The organism is Streptosporangium sp. NPDC048886, assembly GCF_055586905.1.
This window is the reverse complement of sequence record NZ_JBVJHH010000002.1, coordinates 223819-240837: the sequence shown is the minus strand read 5'-3', so window position 1 is coordinate 240837 and position 17019 is coordinate 223819. Positions and strand designations below refer to the sequence as shown.

Sequence of the window (17019 nt, the reverse complement as noted above, 5' to 3'; positions counted from 1 at the left end):
GTCATCACTTGGACGCGCTCGCGTGGCCTGAGGAGGCCGCGGTCCGGGCAGCGGACGCCCGGGGCGTGGATGCCCGAGCAGTGGATGCCCGAGCAGTGGATGTCCGGGCAGCGGATGTTCGGGGCGTGGATGCCCGGGTGGTGGATGCCCGGGGAGCGGGCGTCCGGGGAGCGGACCCGCCCTCCCTGCGGGCGCGTTGGGCGATCAGCGTTCCGACGCCGATCGCGGCCGCCACCGGCCATTCGACCACTCCCACCACCGCCAGCGCGCCGAGCCCGCCGTAGTAGGCCATCCGCTCCGGAGGCGGGAGGAACGACCTGGCGACGTCGATGGCCTGGCCGGCCTCCTGCCGGCTGACGCGCGGCAGGTGGAGCTGGGGCAGATGGAGTTGGGGCAGGTGGAGCTGGGGAGGCCGGAACTGCACGGTCATCATCGGCAGGTTCAGCGTGAACTGTTGTCCGTCGTGCCCGTGCTCCGCCTGCCTGCGCCCGGCGGTCCGGTGCCCGGTGGATTTCTCCGCGGACGTGCGCCCCGCCGTCCTGCGCCCGGCGGCCGTGGCGCTCCTGCGCCCGGCCGCGGTGGTCTTCCCGGCCGCGGTGGTCTTACGCCCGGCGGCCGCGGTGGTCCTGCGCCCGGTGGCCGTGGCGGACGGCGCCGACGTGCGGGCACGCGTTCCGCGAGCCGTCTGGCCTACGGTCATCGCCCCTCCTCAGAAGGAGTCGAGGGATCGGTCCGGGTGGCGCCCGCGGGCGGCCGATGGCGCCTCTCACCTGCGGCCATCTGGCCCTGGGGCCACTCTTCTCCTAGCCTTCCTCGAACCGCGGGCCTGAAACGCCGTCCAGCCATCGAATCGGACATTCGGCGGGAAACCTCCGGGATGGTCGCCCGCCCGGGGCCTCACAGGAGGTAGGGCTTGAGCTCCCTGCGGGCGACGGCGCGGATGTGGACCTCGTCGGGGCCGTCGAAGATGCGCATGGCGCGGGCCTGGGCGTACATCATGGCGAGCGGCACGTCGTCGCAGACGCCCAGGCCGCCGTGGACCTGGATGGCGCGGTCGATGACCTCGCAGGCCATCCTGGGGGCGACGACCTTGATGGCGGAGATCTCGGCGGCGGCGGCCCTGGCGCCGACGGTGTCGATCAGCCAGGCGGCCCTCAGGGTGAGCAGCCGGGCCTGGTCGACGGCCAGCCGGGACTCGGCGATCTGCTGCTGGACGACGCCCTGCTGGGCGAGGGTCTGGCCGAAGGCCACGCGGTTGGCGGCGCGGGAGCACATCAGCTCCAGGGCGCGCTCGGCCATGCCGATCGCCCGCATGCAGTGGTGGATGCGGCCCGGTCCCAGGCGCGCCTGGGCGATGCGGAAACCGTCGCCCTCCTCCGCGATGAGGTTGGAGGCGGGCACCCGGACGTCGGTGAAGGTGATCTCGGAATGGCCGTGCTGCTCCTGGTAGCCGAAGAGCGGCAGATGGCGCACGATCTCCACCCCGGGGGTGTCCATCGGGACCAGGATCATCGACTGCTGGCGGTGCGTGGGGGCGTCCGGGTCGGTCTTGCCCATCACGATCATGATCTCGCAGCGCGGGTCGGCCGCGCCGGTGATGAACCACTTGCGGCCGTTGATCACGTATTCGGAGCCGTCGCGGGTGATGGAGGTGGAGATGTTGGTGGCGTCGCTGGAGGCCACCGCGGGCTCGGTCATCGCGAACGCCGAGCGGATCTCCCCGGCGAGGAGGGGCTTGAGCCAGCGGTCCCGCTGTCCGGGCGAGCCGAACATGTGCAGGACCTCCATGTTCCCGGTGTCGGGGGCGGCGCAGTTCAGCGCCTCGGGGGCGAGGTCGATGGAGCGGCCGGTGACCTCGGCCAGGCTGGCGTAGTCGAGCACCGACATGCCGGACTCGTCGGGCAGGAACAGGTTCCACAGGCCGCGCGAGCGGGCCTCGGCCTTGAGGCCCTCGACGACCGGGGGCAGGTCGTGGTTGCCGTGGCCCTTCGCGAGCCGCCACTCGTGATAGACCGGCTCCGCCGGATACACATGAGACACCATGAAATCGGTCAGGTTGGCGAGGTATTCCTCCGCCTTCGTGCTGAGCGCGAAGTCCATGGCGGTCAGTTTCGCACCACCCCTTTCCGGCTCACTCACCGGCCATGCCTAATCTGGAGCCGGTTCTAGACGAGGAGGCGGGATGCTCAAGGGTGTGCTGATCGACTGGGGAGGCGTGCTCACCGTGGGGATGTCCGAGGCGATCGCCGACTGGATCGCCGCCGACCGGATCGACGCCGCCCACTACCGCGAGGTGATGCGGGAGCTGATCCTGCACGCCTACGAGGGCTCCGAGAGCGGAGAGAACACGATCCACGCCCTGGAGCGGGGTGAGATCTCCGGCCTGGACTTCGAGCGGGACCTGGCTGCCAGGCTGATCACGACGGACGGCGTGCCGCCGGTCGCGGAGGGGCTGCTGGCCAGGATGTTCGCCGGGTTCCAGCGGGTCGACGCGATGTACGTGATGCTCCGCGAGGCACGCGCCGCCGGGCTGCGGACCTGCCTGCTGTCCAACTCCTGGGCCAACGAGTATCCCCGCGACGGCTGGGACGAGGTCTTCGACGCGGTCGTCATCTCGGGGGAGATCGGCATGCGCAAGCCGGAGCCGAGGATCTTCGAGCACGCGCTCGGCCGGGTCGGCCTGGCGGGGCACGAATGCGTGTTCGTCGACGACATCGAGGCCAACATCACGGCCGCCCGCGCCCTCGGCATCGTGGGCGTGCACCACCGGGAGCCCGAGCTGACCATCGCCGAGCTGGAGCGGCTCTTCGGCGTGCCGCTGCGTTGAGGCCCGCCGTCCGGCTCGCCGCCCCCTTCCGGACCCCGGATCTCGCGGCCGGGTCGCCGGGGCTGGCACACTCGATGGGTGATCGGCGCCGGACCGGCGCCGGTGTCGGAGCAGAAGATCGAGGCATGGATGCGCGTCTACCTGCCGGGCACGCTCCCCGCGCTGGCCCGTGTGGTCACCCTGGGGGAGTTCGGCCCGGCCCCGCTGACCGGCTACGCGGTCACCCCCGCGTTGGTCGAGTGGTACGTCTCGGGTGACACCGAGGAGCTGGAGTACGTCGCCCTGACCGAGGCGGCCAGGGCGTCCCTGCGGATGCTGGCCGCCGACCGCGCGGACGGGGTGGAGGTGGCCGCGCGCCGGGTGGTGATCGCCGCCGAGGTGCCGGACGACGTCGTGAGCGTGGGCGCCGGGCTGGAGGAGCGCGCCCGGGTGCGGCTGTCGGCGCCGGTCCCGCTGTCGAAGATCGCCGCGGTCCACGTGGACGACCCGACCGCGGCCGAGGACGTGGAGGCCGCCGTCGCCGCGCTGCCCGCGGCCGACCGCGGTGACGACGACGCCAGGTTCACCGTGGACGGCGCCGAGGCCCACGAGCTGATGTGGTACGCCACACAGGAGATCCCCGACCTGCTCGACTGAGCGCGCGACGACGCGGGAGCCGGCCCTTAGGTTTACCGCCATTACCGAAAAATGAATAATTTCCCACCTTTTCGTGACCATCGTGGCTAAGATCGCTCCGGTCCAGCCAGCCTCATGACGAGAAGGAGCGGATGTCAGTGAAGATCCGAGTAGTCACGGCCACGGTCGCCGCGGCCGGGTTGGCCCTGTTCGCGGCGTCCCCGGCCGACGCGCACACCTACGACCACAAGGACCCCTACCGCGAGGGCTGCGCCGCCTCGGCGAAGGTGGTGCGGACGGCCGCCGTCAAGACTCCGGCCAGGGAGACGGTCGGGACGGTCAAGCTCATGTGGTCGAGGTCCTGCAAGACCAACTGGACCGAGGTCTCGACCTCCAGCTCCGCCTCGGGCACGATCAGCGTCTACACCGACCGCGGCTCGGACACCTTCAGGTTCAAGGCGGGCAACGGCGGCCGTCACTGGGGCGACATGATGTACGCCCCCCGCATCTGCGCGTGGGGCTCGGTCCACGTGCGCTGGAACGGGGGCCGTGGCGGCCAGAACGGGCAGGGCACCACCGGCAAGGCCTGCGGTTGAGCGCCCCCGTGGCGCGGTGAGCGTGGACCCCGCGGCGGGCCGGGCACCCCGGCCCGCCGCGGGGTCCACGCCTCGCGGGGGCCGCCCGTGCGGTGCGGGGCGGCGAAATGTCCGACCGACTGGCTAGGCTTGAGCCGATATGACGAAGCATATTGTCTGGGACTGGAACGGCACTCTCTTCCACGACGTCGACGCCGTCGTCGGGGCGACGAACGCGGTGTTCGAGCCCTACGGGCTGGGCTCCTACGACGTCGACCGCTTCCGTGCGGTCTACACCCGACCGATCTGGACGGCCTACGAGCGCATGCTCGGCCGTGCGCTCCTCGACGGCGAGTGGGAGCGGCTCGATCTCGGCTTCCACGAGAACTACCACCGGCTGATGCTGGAGTGCGGTCTGGCGGCGGACGCGGCCTCCACCCTGGCGAGCTGGGAGCGGGAGGGCGGCAGGCAGTCGCTGCTGTCGATGTGGGCGCACGAGCGGCTGGGGCCCAAGGTCGCCGAGTTCGGCATCGACCGGCACTTCACCCGGATCGACGGGCTGCGCAGCGCGTCCGGCGGGCACAAGGCCGACTCGATGGTGGCCCATCTCGCGGCGCTCGGGGTCGACCCCGCCGACGTGCTCGTGATCGGCGACAGCGTGGACGACGCGCACGCCGCCCGGCACGTCGGGGCGCGGGCCGTCCTCTACACCGGCGGCATGACCAGCCGGGCGGATTTGAAGGCGCTGGGCGTCCCGGTCGTGGACACCCTCGCCGACGCCGTCGGCTACGCCTGAACCCGCCCCGATCCACCGCCCCTCCGGCACTGCCCGCCCGGGACCGCCGCCCGTCCGGGACCGCGGTCCATCCGTGACCCTCGCCCGGGACCGCGGTCCGGGACCGTCCCCCCGTGACCGGACGGTCTGGGCATCGATGGCGGACGGGGACGGCGATGGCCGTACTCTGGGCATCCGCACCCATTCCGGGAGGCCCACGATTAGCCGCCTCGTCCTGTGGAACGTCGATCTCACGCTGGTCGACGTGTCCATCGTCACCCGCGACGCCTACGCGGAGGCCTTCCGGCAGGTCACCGGACGGCCCCTGGTCAAGCTGACCCAGCACAACGGGCGTCCTGACTCCGAGATCGTCTTCGAGATGCTCGCCCTCAACGGGGTCGTGGCCGACGACGGCCACCTCCCGAAGTTCCTCGACGCGCTGGCCGAGACCTTCGGAGCCAGGCGCAAGCGCCTGGCCAAGGACGGCCGGATGATGCCCGGGGCGGCCGACGCGCTGAAGGCGGTGGCCAGGCTCGACGGCGTGGTCCAGTCGGTGCTCACCGGCACGATCAAGAGCAACGCGGTGCACAAGCTGACCGCCTTCGGCCTGGACCGGCACGTGGACTTCGAGGTCGGCGGCTACGGCGAGGAGGTCTACCCCAAGGCCACCCTGCTCCAGGTCGCGCAGGGCCGGGCCAGGCAGAAGCACGGCGGGACCTTCGACGGCGGTAACACCGTGATGATCGGTGATTCGGCCAGAGACGTCCAGGCGGCCAAGATCGCCGGGGCGTCCATGATCGCGGTCGCCACCGGCCGCTCCCTCCCGGCCGAGCTTCACGAGGCGGGGGCCGACGTGGTCCTGCCCGACCTGTCCAACCCCTCCGAGGTCGTCGCCGCGGTGGCCGGGCTCACCTCGCCGGCCCGCAGGGCCGGCTAGCGGCGGCTCATCCCGTACGGCGGGCGGCGATCTCGCGGATGACCGAGGCCAGCAGGTCGATGTCGGCCTCGGTGGTGCGCCAGTTGAGGATGGCCGGCCGCAGGGCGGTCATCCCCCGGTAGGTGGTGGTCCCGGCGTAGACCCGGCCGTCGGCGAGCAGTTCCTGGCCGATCCACGCGTTCAGCGCGTTCAGCTCCTCCTCGGGGACGCCCGGCGGGCGGTAGCGGAAGCAGACCACGCACAGCCGTACCGGGGCGAGCAGCTCCAGGTCGGCGGCCTCCTCGACGATCCCGCCCAGCCGCAGGGCGAGCCCGTGGTGGCGCTCGACCATCTCCCGGTGGCCCTGCCTGCCGTAGGCCCGCAGGGTCGCCCAGATGGGCAGCGCCCGCGCGCGGCGGGAGGACTCCGGGCCCAGGAAGTTGTAGTTGACGTGCTGGTCGTCGCCGCCGGGGAGGTACGCCGCGCCCCACGGGCCGAAGGTCCGGCCCATGAGCTCCGGGTCGCGGACGAACGCGAACCCGCTCTCATAGGGGACGTTGAGCCACTTGTGCCCGTCGGCGGTCACCGAGTGCGCCCGCTCCACCCCCTTGACCAGGTGCGACAGGCGGGGCGAGGCCGCGGCGAACAGTCCGAATGCGCCGTCCACGTGCAGCCAGGCGCCGTACCGTCCGGCCAGGTCCGCCAGGTCGTCGATGGGGTCGAAGTCACCGGTGTTCACCTCGCCCGCGTTCCCGACGATCACCGCCGGGCCGTCGATCCGCTTGAGCTCCCGCTCCATGGCCGCCAGGTCGACCCGGCCGGCCCGGTCCCGGGCGAGGATCCGGGCGCCGTCCCGGCCGCAGCCGAGCGTCAGCAGCGCCTTACGGCTGCTGGGGTGGAGGTAGCCGCCGGCCAGCACGGGCATCCGCGGCAGTCCGGCCAGCCCGTCGGCCGCCACGTCGGCGCCGTGCCGCTCGCCCCACCACTGGCGGGCGCACGCCAGCCCGGTGAGGTTGGCGAAGGTCGCGCTCGGGGTCAGCACGCCGCCGTAGGACCGCGGCAGCCCGAACAGGTCCTTCAGCCATCGCAGCACGACGGTCTCCGCCCGGGCGGCGAACGGCGAGGTCAGCCAGAGGCCCCCGGCCTGGTCCAGCAGCGAGGTCACCCAGTCGCCCGCCTGGGCCGCCGGGGTCGACCCCCCGACGACGAAGTGGAAGAAACGCGGTCCGGAGGAGTGCGTCGCCGCCGCGGTGCCGACCCGCAGCAGCTGCCCGACGCTGTCGAGAGTGCCCTCGCCACGCTCGGAGAGCGGGCCGTCGAGCAGGTCGAGCAGCCCGTCGGCCCCGTGATCGTGGACGGGGCGGTCGTCGAGCGTGTCAAGGTAGGGCCGGACGGCGCCGGCCACCAGCTCCAGGGCCGCCGCGGCCTGGTCGCGCTCGTGCAAAGGATCACTCATCCTTCAGGGAAGCACGCCCGGACACGGTCCGCCAAGCCCCTTTTCGATCTTCGACGGCCGGGGCTAGGCGAGCCCGGCGAGGAACCGGGCCGCGACGGGGGCGGCCACCGTGGAGCCCGCGCCGCCGCCCTCCACGATCACCGAGAACGCCAGGTCGCCCCGGTAGCCGATGAACCAGGCGTGCGAGGGGGGCTCCTTGCCGGAGCCGAACTCGGCGGTCCCGGTCTTGCCCGCCGTGCCCGGGGGGAAGGAGACCGCGCTGGCCGTGCCCTCCACCACCACCGCGGGCATCAGCGTGCGCAGCGCCCGCACCACGGCCGGCTCCAGTTTCCTCGGCTGGGCCGCCGGAAGCAGGCCGGCGTCGACCAGCCGGGGCGGGCGCCAGGCGCCGTCGGCGATCGCCGCGGCGACGGTGGCCATGTTCAGCGGACTTGTCAGGACGCGGCCCTGCCCGATCGAGGCCGACGCGAGGTCGGTGTCGTCCTTGGGGTCGGGGAACTGCGCCCGTACGGCGGGCACGCCGGGCTCCACCGGACCCCCGAAGCCGAAGCTCGCGGCCACCGAGGCCAGCCGATCCCCGCCCAGCCGGTCCACGCTGAGCCGCCCGAACGTGGTGTTGCACGAGTGGGCGAACGCCTCGCGCAGGGCGATCGTGCCGTAGTCCTTGAACCCGGCGTTGTGGAACGGGAAGCCGCCGATGTTCTGCTCGGCGGGGCAGGGCACCCGCTCGCCCGCGGTCATGCCGTCGGCGACCAGGGCCGAGGCCGTGACCACCTTGAAGGTCGAGCCGGGAGGGTAGTGGCCGAGCAGCGCCCGGTTGAACCCGCCGGGCTTGTTGGCCACGGCCAGGATCTCCCCGGTCGAGGGCCGCAGCGCGACCAGGGAGGCGGGCTTGGTCACCTTCTCCAAGGCCGCCGCGGCGGCCCGGTGGACGCGCAGGTCGATCGTGGTCCGCAGCTCCTTGCCCGCCACGGCCTCGGCGGTGGCCAGTGTGGCGACCCGCTCCGTCCCCCGGACCAGGTCCACCCGCGCCGAGGCGGCGCCGGTGAGGCGGGCGGCGTACTTCTCCTTGAGCCCCTCGACGAGCTGCTGCACCGAGCCCGGTGTGCCCGCGGTGTCGATACGGGTCCCGTCGGCGGCCCGGACCGGCGCCTGCTCGGCCTTGACCAGCACGGTCCTCATCCGCAGGCCGGCCTTGAGCCGGGGGTGGAGCGCCGCCGGGCTCCACTTCACCCGCCAGGCCCGCTCGTGCTCGACCAGGGTCAGCGAGCCGTCGTAGGACCAGTCCACCGGCCCGTCCAGCGTCGCGTGGAAGGTGACCTTGGAGCCGGTGCCCCCGGTGACCGCGAAAGCGGCCTTGGACAGCTTCAGGTCGGTGCGGAAACGCCGGTACCACCGGTCGAAGTCACCCGGCGGATCGACCGTGAGCGCCCGCATGGCCGGGTAGTCCTGCCCGGCCCAGGCGGTCAGGAACTCCTGGGCCGTCTCCTCGGCCGACCCCTGGGTACGCAGCGCCCAGGCGCCCGCGCCGATCACGGTGACCGGCACCAGCACGGCCGCCGCCAGGTGTTTCAGGTTCATGGATCGTCCCCCTTGTCTTCGCGGACCGAGGAGACCAGAGGGATGTCATATATGTCCAATATTGGTATGCAGGTGATATCAATATGAAAATAGATATAATCGCTGTTCATGGACCTCGTGCGGCATCTGCGTTACTTCACGGTCGTCGCCGAAGAGCTGCACTTCGGCAACGCGGCCGTCCGGCTGGGCATGGCCCAGCCGCCGCTGAGCCAGCGCATCCGGCGGCTGGAGGAGGAGCTCGGCGTGCGGCTGTTCGACCGCTCCAGCCGCCAGGTCCGGCTGACCGAGCCGGGGCGGCTGCTGCTGGCCGAGGCCCGCGAGATCGTCGCGCGGGTGGACCGGCTGCGGGACCTGGCCGGGCGGGGGGAGGGCGCGGCGCTGCGCGTGGGCGTCCCGCCCGACCTGGGATCCTCGGTGATCGCGGCGCTGATCGCCGGGTTCCGCGAGCGCGTGCCCGAGGTACGGCTCGCCCCGGCTGAGATGTGGAGCGCCGACCAGGTCATCGCGCTCACCGACGGCACCCTGGACGTCGGCCTGCTCCGCCATCCGGTGGCCGCCCCCGGGCTGAGCTTCGGCCCGGTGCTCGTCCAGCGTCCCGGCGTGGTGCTGGCCGAGGCCGACCCGCTCGCGGAGCTGTCGTCGGTGCACCTGGCCGATCTGGCCGGCCGGCAGCTCGTGCTCTTCCCTCGGGAGCCCGGCCTGCACGAGGAGACGCTCGCCGAGTGCCGCCACCACGGATACGTCCCGGAGGAGGTGCACGAGGCGCAGACCCTCGGGCTGGTCCTGGCCGGCACGGCCGTCGCCTTCGGGCCCCGCGTGGAGCTGCCCGGACTGCGGTGGAGGCCGCTGCTGGGCAGCCCGCTGGCCTGGCGGGTGTCCACGGCCTGGCGGGGGCAGGCCGCGGACGCTGCCGTAGCCTTCGGGGCGGTGGCCGTACGAGTGCTGAAGGAGAAAGCCGGGATGACGGACGACGGTGCGGCGCCGGCGCGGCGGGTCCGTGCCAGGCCCTCCTCTGGATTCCTCGCATGAGCGACCTCGGCGCGCTGTTCCGCGCGGCCGGGGTGACCGGATACCTGCACGCGGTGGACGTCGACACCGGGGCCGAGGTCACCCACGGTGCCGACGAGCCGGTGGTGCTGGCCTCGGTGTTCAAGGTGGCGCTGCTGGTGGAGTTCTTCCGGCAGGCCGACGCCGGACGGCTGGAGCCGTCCGAACGGGTGACGGTCATGGCGGACGGCCACACCCCCGGGCCCACCGGAGTGTCGGTCATGGCCGACGACGTGACGATGTCCCTGCGCGACCTGGCCTACCTGATGATGGCGGTGAGCGACAACACCGCCGCCGACACCCTGGTCCGCAGGGTCGGCCTGCCGGCGGTCAACGCCATGCTCGCCGCCGCGGGCCTGGCCGGGACATGGGTCGAGCACGACTGCCGCGGCCTGTTCGCCAGCATCGTCGAGGACGCCGGGCAGGAGGAGATGCCCACCGACCCCGCGGTGATCGCCCGGCTCCGGGCGCTCGACCCCGCGCGCACCAGCCGGAGCACCCCGCGCGACATGACCCGGCTGCTCAGCATGATCTGGCGCGACGAGGCGGCCTCGGCCGAGTCGTGCGCCTCGATGCGCGGACTGCTCGGCCTGCAGGTCTGGCCGCACCGGCTGGCCGCCGGCTTCCCCTACGACGACGTCGCGGTCAGCGGCAAGACCGGCACGCTGCCCACGATCCGCAACGAGGTCGGCGTGGTGGAGTATCCCGACGGCGGGTGCTACGCGGTCGCGGTCTTCACCCGCTCCTACGGCACGGCGCAGAACCAGCCCCGCGCCGACGCGGTGATCGGCACCGCGGCGCGGGCCGCCGTGGAGCGGTTACGTGGCTGACCCACACCGTACGCCCCGAGGGTGTGTGGTCCCGGGGGATGACATTCCGGCGAGCCGCCGAGAGGATGGGGCCATGGTTGAGGAAGGTGCGCTGCTCTGGGAACCCACCCCGGAGGTCGTGAGAGAAGCCAGGATCACCCGCTACATGGAGTGGCTCGGCCGCCCCGGTGACTACGAGTCCCTGTGGCAGTGGTCGGTGGACGCCCCGGCCGAGTTCTGGACGTCGGTCTGGGACTACTTCGATGTCGTGGGTGAGCGTGGTGACGGGCCCGTCATATCCGGGACGATGCCCGGCGCCGAATGGTTCACCGGATCGACGCTGAACTACGCGGCCAACGCGCTGCGCCGGGCCGCCTCCGAGCCCGACCGGCCCGCGGTGGTCTTCCGCGACGAGCGGGGCGGCCGGCGGACGCTCACCCTGGGCGAGCTGGCCGAGGAGGTCGCACGGGTCCGCACGGGCCTGGCCGGGCTGGGCGTCGGCCGGGGGGACCGGGTCGCCGCGTACGCGCCGAACGTGCCCGAGACGCTGGTCGCGTTCCTCGCCACCGCCTCGCTGGGCGCGATCTGGTCGTCGTGCTCCCCGGACTTCGGCGCGCCCAGCGTGATCGACCGCTTCACCCAGATCGAGCCGAAGGTGCTCATCGCGGTCGACGGCTACGACTACAACGGCAGGCGGTTCGACCGGGCCGGAGTCGTCCAGGACATCGCGGCCAAGCTGCCGACCCTCGTCGCGCGGGTGCGGATGACGACGCCGGACGGAGCCGGCGCGCCGGACGGGGGACAGCTCCCGGACGAGGCCGGCACCCCCGTCCTGAGCTGGGCGGAGCTGCGGCAGACGGCCGGGCCGCAGGAGTTCGAGCCGGTGCCCTTCGGCCACCCGCTCTGGATCGTCTACTCCTCCGGCACCACCGGGCTGCCCAAGCCGATCGTGCACGGGCACGGCGGCGTGGTGCTGGAGCACCTCAAGGCGCTCGCCTTCCACCAGGACCTGGGCGAGGACGACGTCTTCTTCTGGTACACCACGACCGGCTGGATGATGTGGAACTACCTCATCGGCGGCCTGCTGGTCGGCTCGGCGGTGGTCCTCTACGACGGGTCGGCCACCCATCCGGGGACCGACGCGCTGTGGCGGCTGGCCGCCGAGGAGGGGGTCACCTACTTCGGCACCGGCGCGCCCTACCTGATCGCGTCCATGAAGGCGGACCTGCGACCCTCCGGGCTCACGGCGCTGCGCGGCCTCGGCTCCACCGGCTCGCCGCTGCCGCCCGAGGGATTCGCCTGGGTGCACGAGGCGCTGCCGGAGATCCAGCTCGGCTCCTTCTCCGGCGGCACCGACGTCTGCACCGGCTTCGTCGGCGCGGCCCCGCTGCTGCCGGTCCGCGCGGGCGTCATCCCCTGCCGCTGCCTGGGGGCCAGGGTCGAGTCCTTCGACCCGTCGGGCACGCCGGTGGTCGGCGAGGTCGGCGAGCTGGTGCTGACCGCGCCGATGCCGTCGATGCCGGTCATGTTCTGGAACGACCCCGACGGGACGAGATACCGGGAGAGCTACTTCGCCGACTACCCCGGCGTCTGGCGGCACGGCGACTGGATCAAGATCCTTCCCGACGGCGGCTGCGTGATCTACGGCCGCTCCGATTCCACCCTCAACCGGGGCGGCGTCCGGATGGGCACCAGCGAGTTCTACCGCGTGGTGGAGCGCTTCGACGAGATCGCCGACAGCCTGGTGATCGACACCGGGCAGCTCGGCCAGGAGGGTCGCCTGCTGCTCTACGTCACCATGGCCGAGGGGGCGGCCCTGTCCGACGAGCTGGTCGCGCGGCTGCGCGGGGCCCTGCGGGAGGCGCTGTCCCCCCGGCACGTGCCGAACGAGATCATCGAGGTCCCCGGGATCCCGCGCACCCTCAGCGGCAAGAAGCTGGAGGTGCCCGTCCGCAAGATCCTCCTCGGCGTCCCTCCGGAGAAGGCCGCCAACCTCGACGCCATGGCCAACCCCGAGGTCCTGCCGCACTTCGCCCCTCTGGAGGAGTGAGACGGGCCGCCGGCGGGGTTCAGCCGGCCGGGTCCTCGCCGGCGCCGAACAGCGGCAGGCAGGGGCCGAGACCGTGGATCTCGAACCCCGCCGGGGTGCTCCAGTCGTCGCGGGACAGGCGCAGGCGGCGGGTCTCGACGGCCTTGCCCAGGCGGTTGTGCATCTGGATGCCGTCGTCGCGGTAGCCGAGCTTGCGCGAGACCGCGTAGGAGGCGTGGTTGTCGGCGAACGCCGCCGAGGTCGCCTGCGAGGCGCCCAGGCCGTCGAAGGCCAGGTGGAGCACCGCGGCGCGCATCTCGGTGCCGATGCCCCGTCCCTGGAAGCGCCGCCCGAGCCAGGAGCCGGTGGCGACCTCGCGGGTCACCGCGTAGTCGGTGCCTGACACCTCCTGCATGCCGACCACCTGGCCTCCGTCGACGACGACGAACAGGCAGCTCCACTTCTCCGGGGACCAGCCGGCCCACTGGCCGAAATGGAACTGGACGGTGCTGCGCGCCCGCTCGGCCGGCGCGGCGTCGCTCCAGGGGAAGGTGAACGGCATGAAGCCCGGCCCGTGAACGCCCTCGGCGGCACGGTCGGCGAGCTCGTCCAGGTCGTCGAGGGACGGGATCCGGAGTTCCAGCCGGGGAGTGGTCACCCGGAGCCGGAAAAGGGGCCAGTTGCGCATGCCCCGATCCTGCCGACCCGGCCACCGGGGAATCCACTCGTTTACGGCCGTCACGCCCCCGGCCGCAGGGGTCCCCTCCGAGGGACGCCTCCCCAGTCGGTGTCTCCTCGGTGGGGGCTGCCGCCGGGTCACGCCCCCGGCCGCCGGGCCTTTCTCCGCCGGGTCACGCCTCCCGGCCGAAAGGGATCCCTCCGAGGGACGCCTCCCGGCCGGCGGGGTGTTCACGGCAGCCGGGGCGGCTCCCGGATCACCCCGGGGGACAATCCTCCCGGGTGGGTGGGACACGGGCTCAGGCGGTCCGGGACGGGGCTCCGGTCCGGTGGACAGGTGATGAAAAATCCTGATTCGTTCCGCCGGATCGTCGCCGGGATCGCGCTGCTCGCCTGGCCGGTGCTGGAGTTCCTGGCCTTCCTGACCTCGCCCCCGGCCGCCGACCACGATCCCGCCGTCTTCCGCGAGCACCCGGCCCTCGTCCAGGTCAGCGGCCTGCTCTACCTCTGGGCGGCGCTCAGCCTCATCCCGGTGGTGCTCGGCCTGGCCCACCTGCTGCGCGGGAGGGCCCCGGGGACCGGCAACGTCGGCGCCGTGTTCGGCCTGCTCGGCGCCGGTCACGCGCTGACGCTCTTCACCACCGACTTCTACGACCTGGCCCTCGCCCAGGCCCTGCCCGACGCGCAGGCGGAGGCGGTCACCGCGCGGGCCGGCGAGCTGCCGGGGTTCCTGTTCGGCATGCTGCTGCCGGGGTTCCTGGTCCACGTGGGGCTGCTGACCCTGCTCACCGGGCTCGTGGTGGCCCGGATCGCCCCCTGGTGGGTGCCGTTGGCCGCCCTCGCCGGGACGCTGGTGCCGTTCGTGACGGCCGACCGCCCGCCCGCCGTGCAGTCCGCGGGCGCGCTGCTCCACCTGGCCGCCTACGGCTGGGTCGCGCTGCGCGTGCTGCGGATGCCGGACGCCGACTGGCGTGCGGGCCTCACAGCCCCGCCTCCCTCGCCCGCATGATCGCATGGGCCCGGTCGGCCACCTGGAGCTTGGCGAAGACCGCCGACACGTGGTTGCGCACGGTCTTCTGGCTCAACCCGAGCCTGGCCGCGATCTGCGGGTTGGTCAGGTGCTCGGCGACCAGGCCGAGGATCTCCCGTTCCCGCCGGGTCAGCTCGGGCAGCGCCGGCTCGCTCCGCTCCCGTTCGGTGAAGTAGCCCGTCAGCCGGGCGGCGATCGCCGGGCCGAAGATGGCCTCCCCCTCGGCCACCGCCTGCACCGACCGGACCAGCTCCGCCTTGCGCGCCCCCTTGAGGACGTAGCCGCGGGCCCCGGCCCGCATGGCGGCGAACACCGAGTCGTCGTCGTCCGACATGCTGAGCACGATCACCCGGATGTGCGGGTGGTCGCGGACGATCCGCTCGGTCGCCGTGATCCCGCCCATGCCGGGCATCGTCAGGTCCATCAGGACCACGTCCGGCTGCGCCCGCCCGACCAGGGCCAGCGCCTGCTCCCCGCTGGCGGCCTCGTCGGCGACCTCGATCCCCTCGGCCGCCGCCAGCAGGGCGCGCAGCCCGGCGCGGAACCCGGGATGGTCGTCAACCAGCAAGATCCGGATCACCGGCGTCCTCTTCCTCGTACGCCGGCAGCACGACCCTGACCAGGGTCCCGCCCTCCGGACGCTCCTCGACCGTGCACGATCCACCCAACTCCAGGGCCCGCTCGCGCATCGACGCCAGCCCCACCCCGGTGCGGCCCGAGGCTCCCGCGCCCGGCCGCCTCCCGCCGTCCCCGGCCGGTCCCGGGCCGCCGCCGTCGTCGGACACCTCAAGTCTGAGCGTGCCTCCGGCCAGCTCGACCCGGAGCTCCGCGCGGGTCGCGGCCGCGTGCCTGCGCACGTTGGCCAGCGCCTCGGTCGCGATGCGGTAGGCCGCCACCTCCGTCGCGGCCGGCAGCGGCGGCAGGCCGTCCGGCGCGTGCACGGCGACGCGCAGGCCGGGCGGCTGCCGGGTGGCGTGGGCGCGGAGCGCGCCGAGCAGACCGAGGGAGTCGAGCGCGGGCGGCCGCAGCCCGTCCACCAGGGTCCGCACGTCGGCCACCGCCGCCTCGGCGTCGCCGACGATGTCGGCCAGCAGCCGCCGCGCGGGCCCGTCCTCGACCAGGTCGTGCACGGCCTCGGCCCGCATGGTCAGCGCGGCCAGCGTGGGGCCGAGCCCGTCGTGCAGGTCGCGCCGGAGGCGGCGGCGCTCCTCCTCGCGCGCCATCACCAGCCGTTCCCGCGAGTGCCGCAGGTCGGCGGAGAGCCGTACGGCGTGCACGGCCACCGCGATCTGCCCGGCCAGGACGGTGAGCACGCGCAGGTCGCGGGGGCCGAACCCGGTCTCTCCCGGCCGGGGCGACAGGATGAGGTCCCCGACCCGCTCGCCGTTGTGCGTCAGCGGCAGCCGTACCGGGTCGCCGACGGCCGTGCCGGAGGCGTGCCGCGCGCCCGCGGCCGTCTCCACCGCCGCGTACGGCAGGCGCAGGGCCTCGGCCACCGCCCGCGCGACCCCCGCCAGCACGGTGCCGGGCTCCCCGGTGTTCTCCAGCCGGCGGCCCAGCCGGGTGAGCGCGGCGTAGGGGTCGTCCCGCTCGCCGTACATCAGCAGGTTGACCCCGCTCTGCAGCCGTTCCCGCAGCGGCGCGAAGACGAGTGCCACGAGTCCGGCGGCGAGTATGGAGACCGGCAGGTCCCCGGTGGGGAAGATCGCGCCGAGGTAGCCCACCACGGCCACGTACCCGCCGGTCACGCAGCCCGACAGCAGCGCGTAGACCAGCGTCCTGTTGATCACCAGGTCGATGTCGAAGAGCCGGTGGCGCAGGATCGCGATGCAGATGGCGACGGGCATGAGCGCCGTGCCCAGCGCGCCGGGCAGCTCCCACGGGGAGTTGGTGGCCGGCCAGATCGCCTCCGGGGCCCCGTCGGTCAGCCCGACCGCCAGCCGGGCCGCGACGACCAGCACCAGGAGCCCGACCGCGTAGGTCAGCCATTTGATCTGGCGGCGTTCGGGCTCGCCGCTCCGGAACGCCCTGACGAGCAGGTCGATCCCGCCCGCCAGGAAGACCACCGCCATGAGGGCCGTCATCGCCGTCTCCGCCGCCGGGGCCACCCGGGCCAGCTCGGCCACCCCGAGCGGGTTGACCACGCCGGTGCCGGTGCCCACCTGGTGGTTCTCCCCGGGCCGCAGCGCGTCCACCGCCATGGTGAGCGCCGCGGCGACGGCCACCGCGCGGACCGGGAGCCGCAGGCGGGCCGAGGAGAGCCTCCCGCCGGGGAAGACCAGCGGGACGAGGACGAGCGACAGGTTCGCCGGCACCCAGAGCCAGGTCTGCGGCCACGCCATGGCCTGGGCGAGCGGCAGTCCCGGCCGGGTGAGCAGGCCGAGGATGGCGTACTGGCCGCAGACCTCCATGAGCGCGAAGCAGAACGCGCTCAGCGCCAGCAGCCGGCCCACCACGTGCTCCGGCCGGCGCGAGCCGATCAGCCCGCCCGCCAGCGCGCAGGCCCCCACGAACAGCAGGTGGCTCAGCGCCCACACCCCGGTCTCGTTGAGCGCGGCGAGGCCGACGGACAGGGCCACCAGGGTCAGGGTCAGGACGGAGCAGGGCCAGGCGGTGCGTGCCGCTGCGATCACTGTCCCTCCCGAGCCGTCCGGCACACCGTACAAGCGCTCGCGCCCAGG

The 17019-nt window shown here is 73.3% G+C and carries 16 protein-coding genes; 9 read left to right on the top strand and 7 right to left on the bottom strand.

The window, feature by feature from the left end; genetic code table 11:
- Positions 1-4 precede the first annotated feature (4 nt).
- The gene (locus tag ACZ6R6_RS03320; protein ID WP_470089797.1) at positions 5-700 is read right to left on the bottom strand and encodes a hypothetical protein; all 696 of its coding nucleotides are present in this window, start codon (positions 698-700) and stop codon (positions 5-7) included.
- Positions 701-897: 197 nt separating this feature from the next.
- Positions 898-2100 (bottom strand): acyl-CoA dehydrogenase family protein, encoded by a 1203-nt coding sequence (locus ACZ6R6_RS03315; RefSeq protein WP_470089795.1) that lies wholly within the window; start codon positions 2098-2100, stop codon positions 898-900.
- Positions 2101-2182: 82 nt separating this feature from the next.
- Between ACZ6R6_RS03315 and ACZ6R6_RS03310 the strand changes: the two genes are divergently transcribed.
- The 5 genes from ACZ6R6_RS03310 (at position 2183) to ACZ6R6_RS03290 (ending at position 5729) form a co-directional block, all read left to right on the top strand.
- Complete coding sequence (locus ACZ6R6_RS03310; RefSeq protein WP_470089794.1) at positions 2183-2827, top strand: HAD family hydrolase; 645 nt, start codon at positions 2183-2185, stop codon at positions 2825-2827.
- 129 nt (positions 2828-2956) lie between these two features.
- The gene (locus ACZ6R6_RS03305) at positions 2957-3463 is read left to right on the top strand and encodes a DUF6912 family protein (protein WP_470089982.1); all 507 of its coding nucleotides are present in this window, start codon (positions 2957-2959) and stop codon (positions 3461-3463) included.
- A 137-nt stretch (positions 3464-3600) separates the two neighbouring features.
- Complete coding sequence (locus ACZ6R6_RS03300; protein WP_470089792.1) at positions 3601-4038, top strand: DUF2690 domain-containing protein; 438 nt, start codon at positions 3601-3603, stop codon at positions 4036-4038.
- A gap of 139 nt (positions 4039-4177) precedes the next feature.
- Positions 4178-4813 (top strand): HAD family hydrolase, encoded by a 636-nt coding sequence (locus tag ACZ6R6_RS03295; RefSeq protein ID WP_470089790.1) that lies wholly within the window; start codon positions 4178-4180, stop codon positions 4811-4813.
- 136 nt (positions 4814-4949) lie between these two features.
- Positions 4950-5729, top strand: coding sequence for an HAD family hydrolase (locus ACZ6R6_RS03290; RefSeq protein ID WP_470089788.1), 780 nt, complete (start codon positions 4950-4952; stop codon positions 5727-5729).
- 7 nt (positions 5730-5736) lie between these two features.
- Here the strand turns inward: ACZ6R6_RS03290 and ACZ6R6_RS03285 are convergent, their stop codons facing one another.
- Together ACZ6R6_RS03285 and ACZ6R6_RS03280 are read right to left on the bottom strand one after the other, a co-directional pair.
- Positions 5737-7152, bottom strand: coding sequence for a pyridoxal phosphate-dependent decarboxylase family protein (locus tag ACZ6R6_RS03285; protein ID WP_470089787.1), 1416 nt, complete (start codon positions 7150-7152; stop codon positions 5737-5739).
- Positions 7153-7227: 75 nt separating this feature from the next.
- Positions 7228-8745, bottom strand: a complete 1518-nt coding sequence (locus tag ACZ6R6_RS03280; protein ID WP_470089785.1) for a penicillin-binding transpeptidase domain-containing protein — start codon at positions 8743-8745, stop codon at positions 7228-7230.
- Between the two features lie 108 nt (positions 8746-8853).
- On the opposite strand from ACZ6R6_RS03280, the gene ACZ6R6_RS03275 reads away from it, so the two are divergent.
- From ACZ6R6_RS03275 to ACZ6R6_RS03265, 3 genes are all read left to right on the top strand, one after another.
- A complete protein-coding gene (locus ACZ6R6_RS03275; protein ID WP_470089783.1) occupies positions 8854-9774 on the top strand; it encodes a LysR family transcriptional regulator in 921 nt (306 codons plus the stop codon).
- Positions 9771-10622, top strand: coding sequence for a serine hydrolase (locus tag ACZ6R6_RS03270; protein WP_470089781.1), 852 nt, complete (start codon positions 9771-9773; stop codon positions 10620-10622). Before ACZ6R6_RS03275 ends, ACZ6R6_RS03270 begins: the two co-directional genes overlap by 4 nt.
- A 73-nt stretch (positions 10623-10695) precedes the next feature.
- Positions 10696-12651: an acetoacetate--CoA ligase gene (locus ACZ6R6_RS03265; RefSeq protein WP_470089780.1), complete on the top strand. Its 1956-nt coding sequence runs from the start codon at positions 10696-10698 to the stop codon at positions 12649-12651.
- Between the two features lie 19 nt (positions 12652-12670).
- Here ACZ6R6_RS03265 and ACZ6R6_RS03260 read toward each other — a convergent pair whose 3' ends face one another.
- The gene (locus tag ACZ6R6_RS03260) at positions 12671-13318 is read right to left on the bottom strand and encodes a GNAT family N-acetyltransferase (RefSeq protein WP_470089779.1); all 648 of its coding nucleotides are present in this window, start codon (positions 13316-13318) and stop codon (positions 12671-12673) included.
- A gap of 330 nt (positions 13319-13648) precedes the next feature.
- Here ACZ6R6_RS03260 and ACZ6R6_RS03255 point away from each other — a divergent pair, with 330 nt between their 5' ends.
- Positions 13649-14317, top strand: a complete 669-nt coding sequence (locus tag ACZ6R6_RS03255; RefSeq protein WP_470089777.1) for a hypothetical protein — start codon at positions 13649-13651, stop codon at positions 14315-14317.
- Here ACZ6R6_RS03255 and ACZ6R6_RS03250 read toward each other — a convergent pair.
- Together ACZ6R6_RS03250 and ACZ6R6_RS03245 are read right to left on the bottom strand one after the other, a co-directional pair.
- Positions 14289-14909 (bottom strand): response regulator, encoded by a 621-nt coding sequence (locus ACZ6R6_RS03250; RefSeq protein ID WP_306875278.1) that lies wholly within the window; start codon positions 14907-14909, stop codon positions 14289-14291. The genes ACZ6R6_RS03255 and ACZ6R6_RS03250 overlap by 29 nt on opposite strands.
- A complete protein-coding gene (locus ACZ6R6_RS03245) occupies positions 14896-16971 on the bottom strand; it encodes a sensor histidine kinase (protein WP_470089775.1) in 2076 nt (691 codons plus the stop codon). The genes ACZ6R6_RS03250 and ACZ6R6_RS03245 overlap by 14 nt, the downstream gene beginning before the upstream one ends.
- Positions 16972-17019 lie beyond the last annotated feature (48 nt).

Bases quoted from the DNA above. Each gene is read 5' to 3' on its own strand.
- ACZ6R6_RS03320 (WP_470089797.1), bottom strand. From the start codon at position 700: ATGACCGTAGGCCAGACGGCTCGCGGAACGCGTGCCCGCACGTCGGCG.
- ACZ6R6_RS03315 (WP_470089795.1), bottom strand. From the start codon at position 2,100: ATGGACTTCGCGCTCAGCACGAAGGCGGAGGAATACCTCGCCAACCTG.
- ACZ6R6_RS03310 (WP_470089794.1), top strand. From the start codon at position 2,183: ATGCTCAAGGGTGTGCTGATCGACTGGGGAGGCGTGCTCACCGTGGGG.
- ACZ6R6_RS03305 (WP_470089982.1), top strand. From the start codon at position 2,957: ATGCGCGTCTACCTGCCGGGCACGCTCCCCGCGCTGGCCCGTGTGGTC.
- ACZ6R6_RS03295 (WP_470089790.1), top strand. From the start codon at position 4,178: ATGACGAAGCATATTGTCTGGGACTGGAACGGCACTCTCTTCCACGAC.
- ACZ6R6_RS03290 (WP_470089788.1), top strand. From the start codon at position 4,950: ATGGCGGACGGGGACGGCGATGGCCGTACTCTGGGCATCCGCACCCAT.
- ACZ6R6_RS03280 (WP_470089785.1), bottom strand. From the start codon at position 8,745: ATGAACCTGAAACACCTGGCGGCGGCCGTGCTGGTGCCGGTCACCGTG.
- ACZ6R6_RS03275 (WP_470089783.1), top strand. From the start codon at position 8,854: ATGGACCTCGTGCGGCATCTGCGTTACTTCACGGTCGTCGCCGAAGAG.
- ACZ6R6_RS03270 (WP_470089781.1), top strand. From the start codon at position 9,771: ATGAGCGACCTCGGCGCGCTGTTCCGCGCGGCCGGGGTGACCGGATAC.
- ACZ6R6_RS03265 (WP_470089780.1), top strand. From the start codon at position 10,696: ATGGTTGAGGAAGGTGCGCTGCTCTGGGAACCCACCCCGGAGGTCGTG.
- ACZ6R6_RS03260 (WP_470089779.1), bottom strand. From the start codon at position 13,318: ATGCGCAACTGGCCCCTTTTCCGGCTCCGGGTGACCACTCCCCGGCTG.
- ACZ6R6_RS03255 (WP_470089777.1), top strand. From the start codon at position 13,649: ATGAAAAATCCTGATTCGTTCCGCCGGATCGTCGCCGGGATCGCGCTG.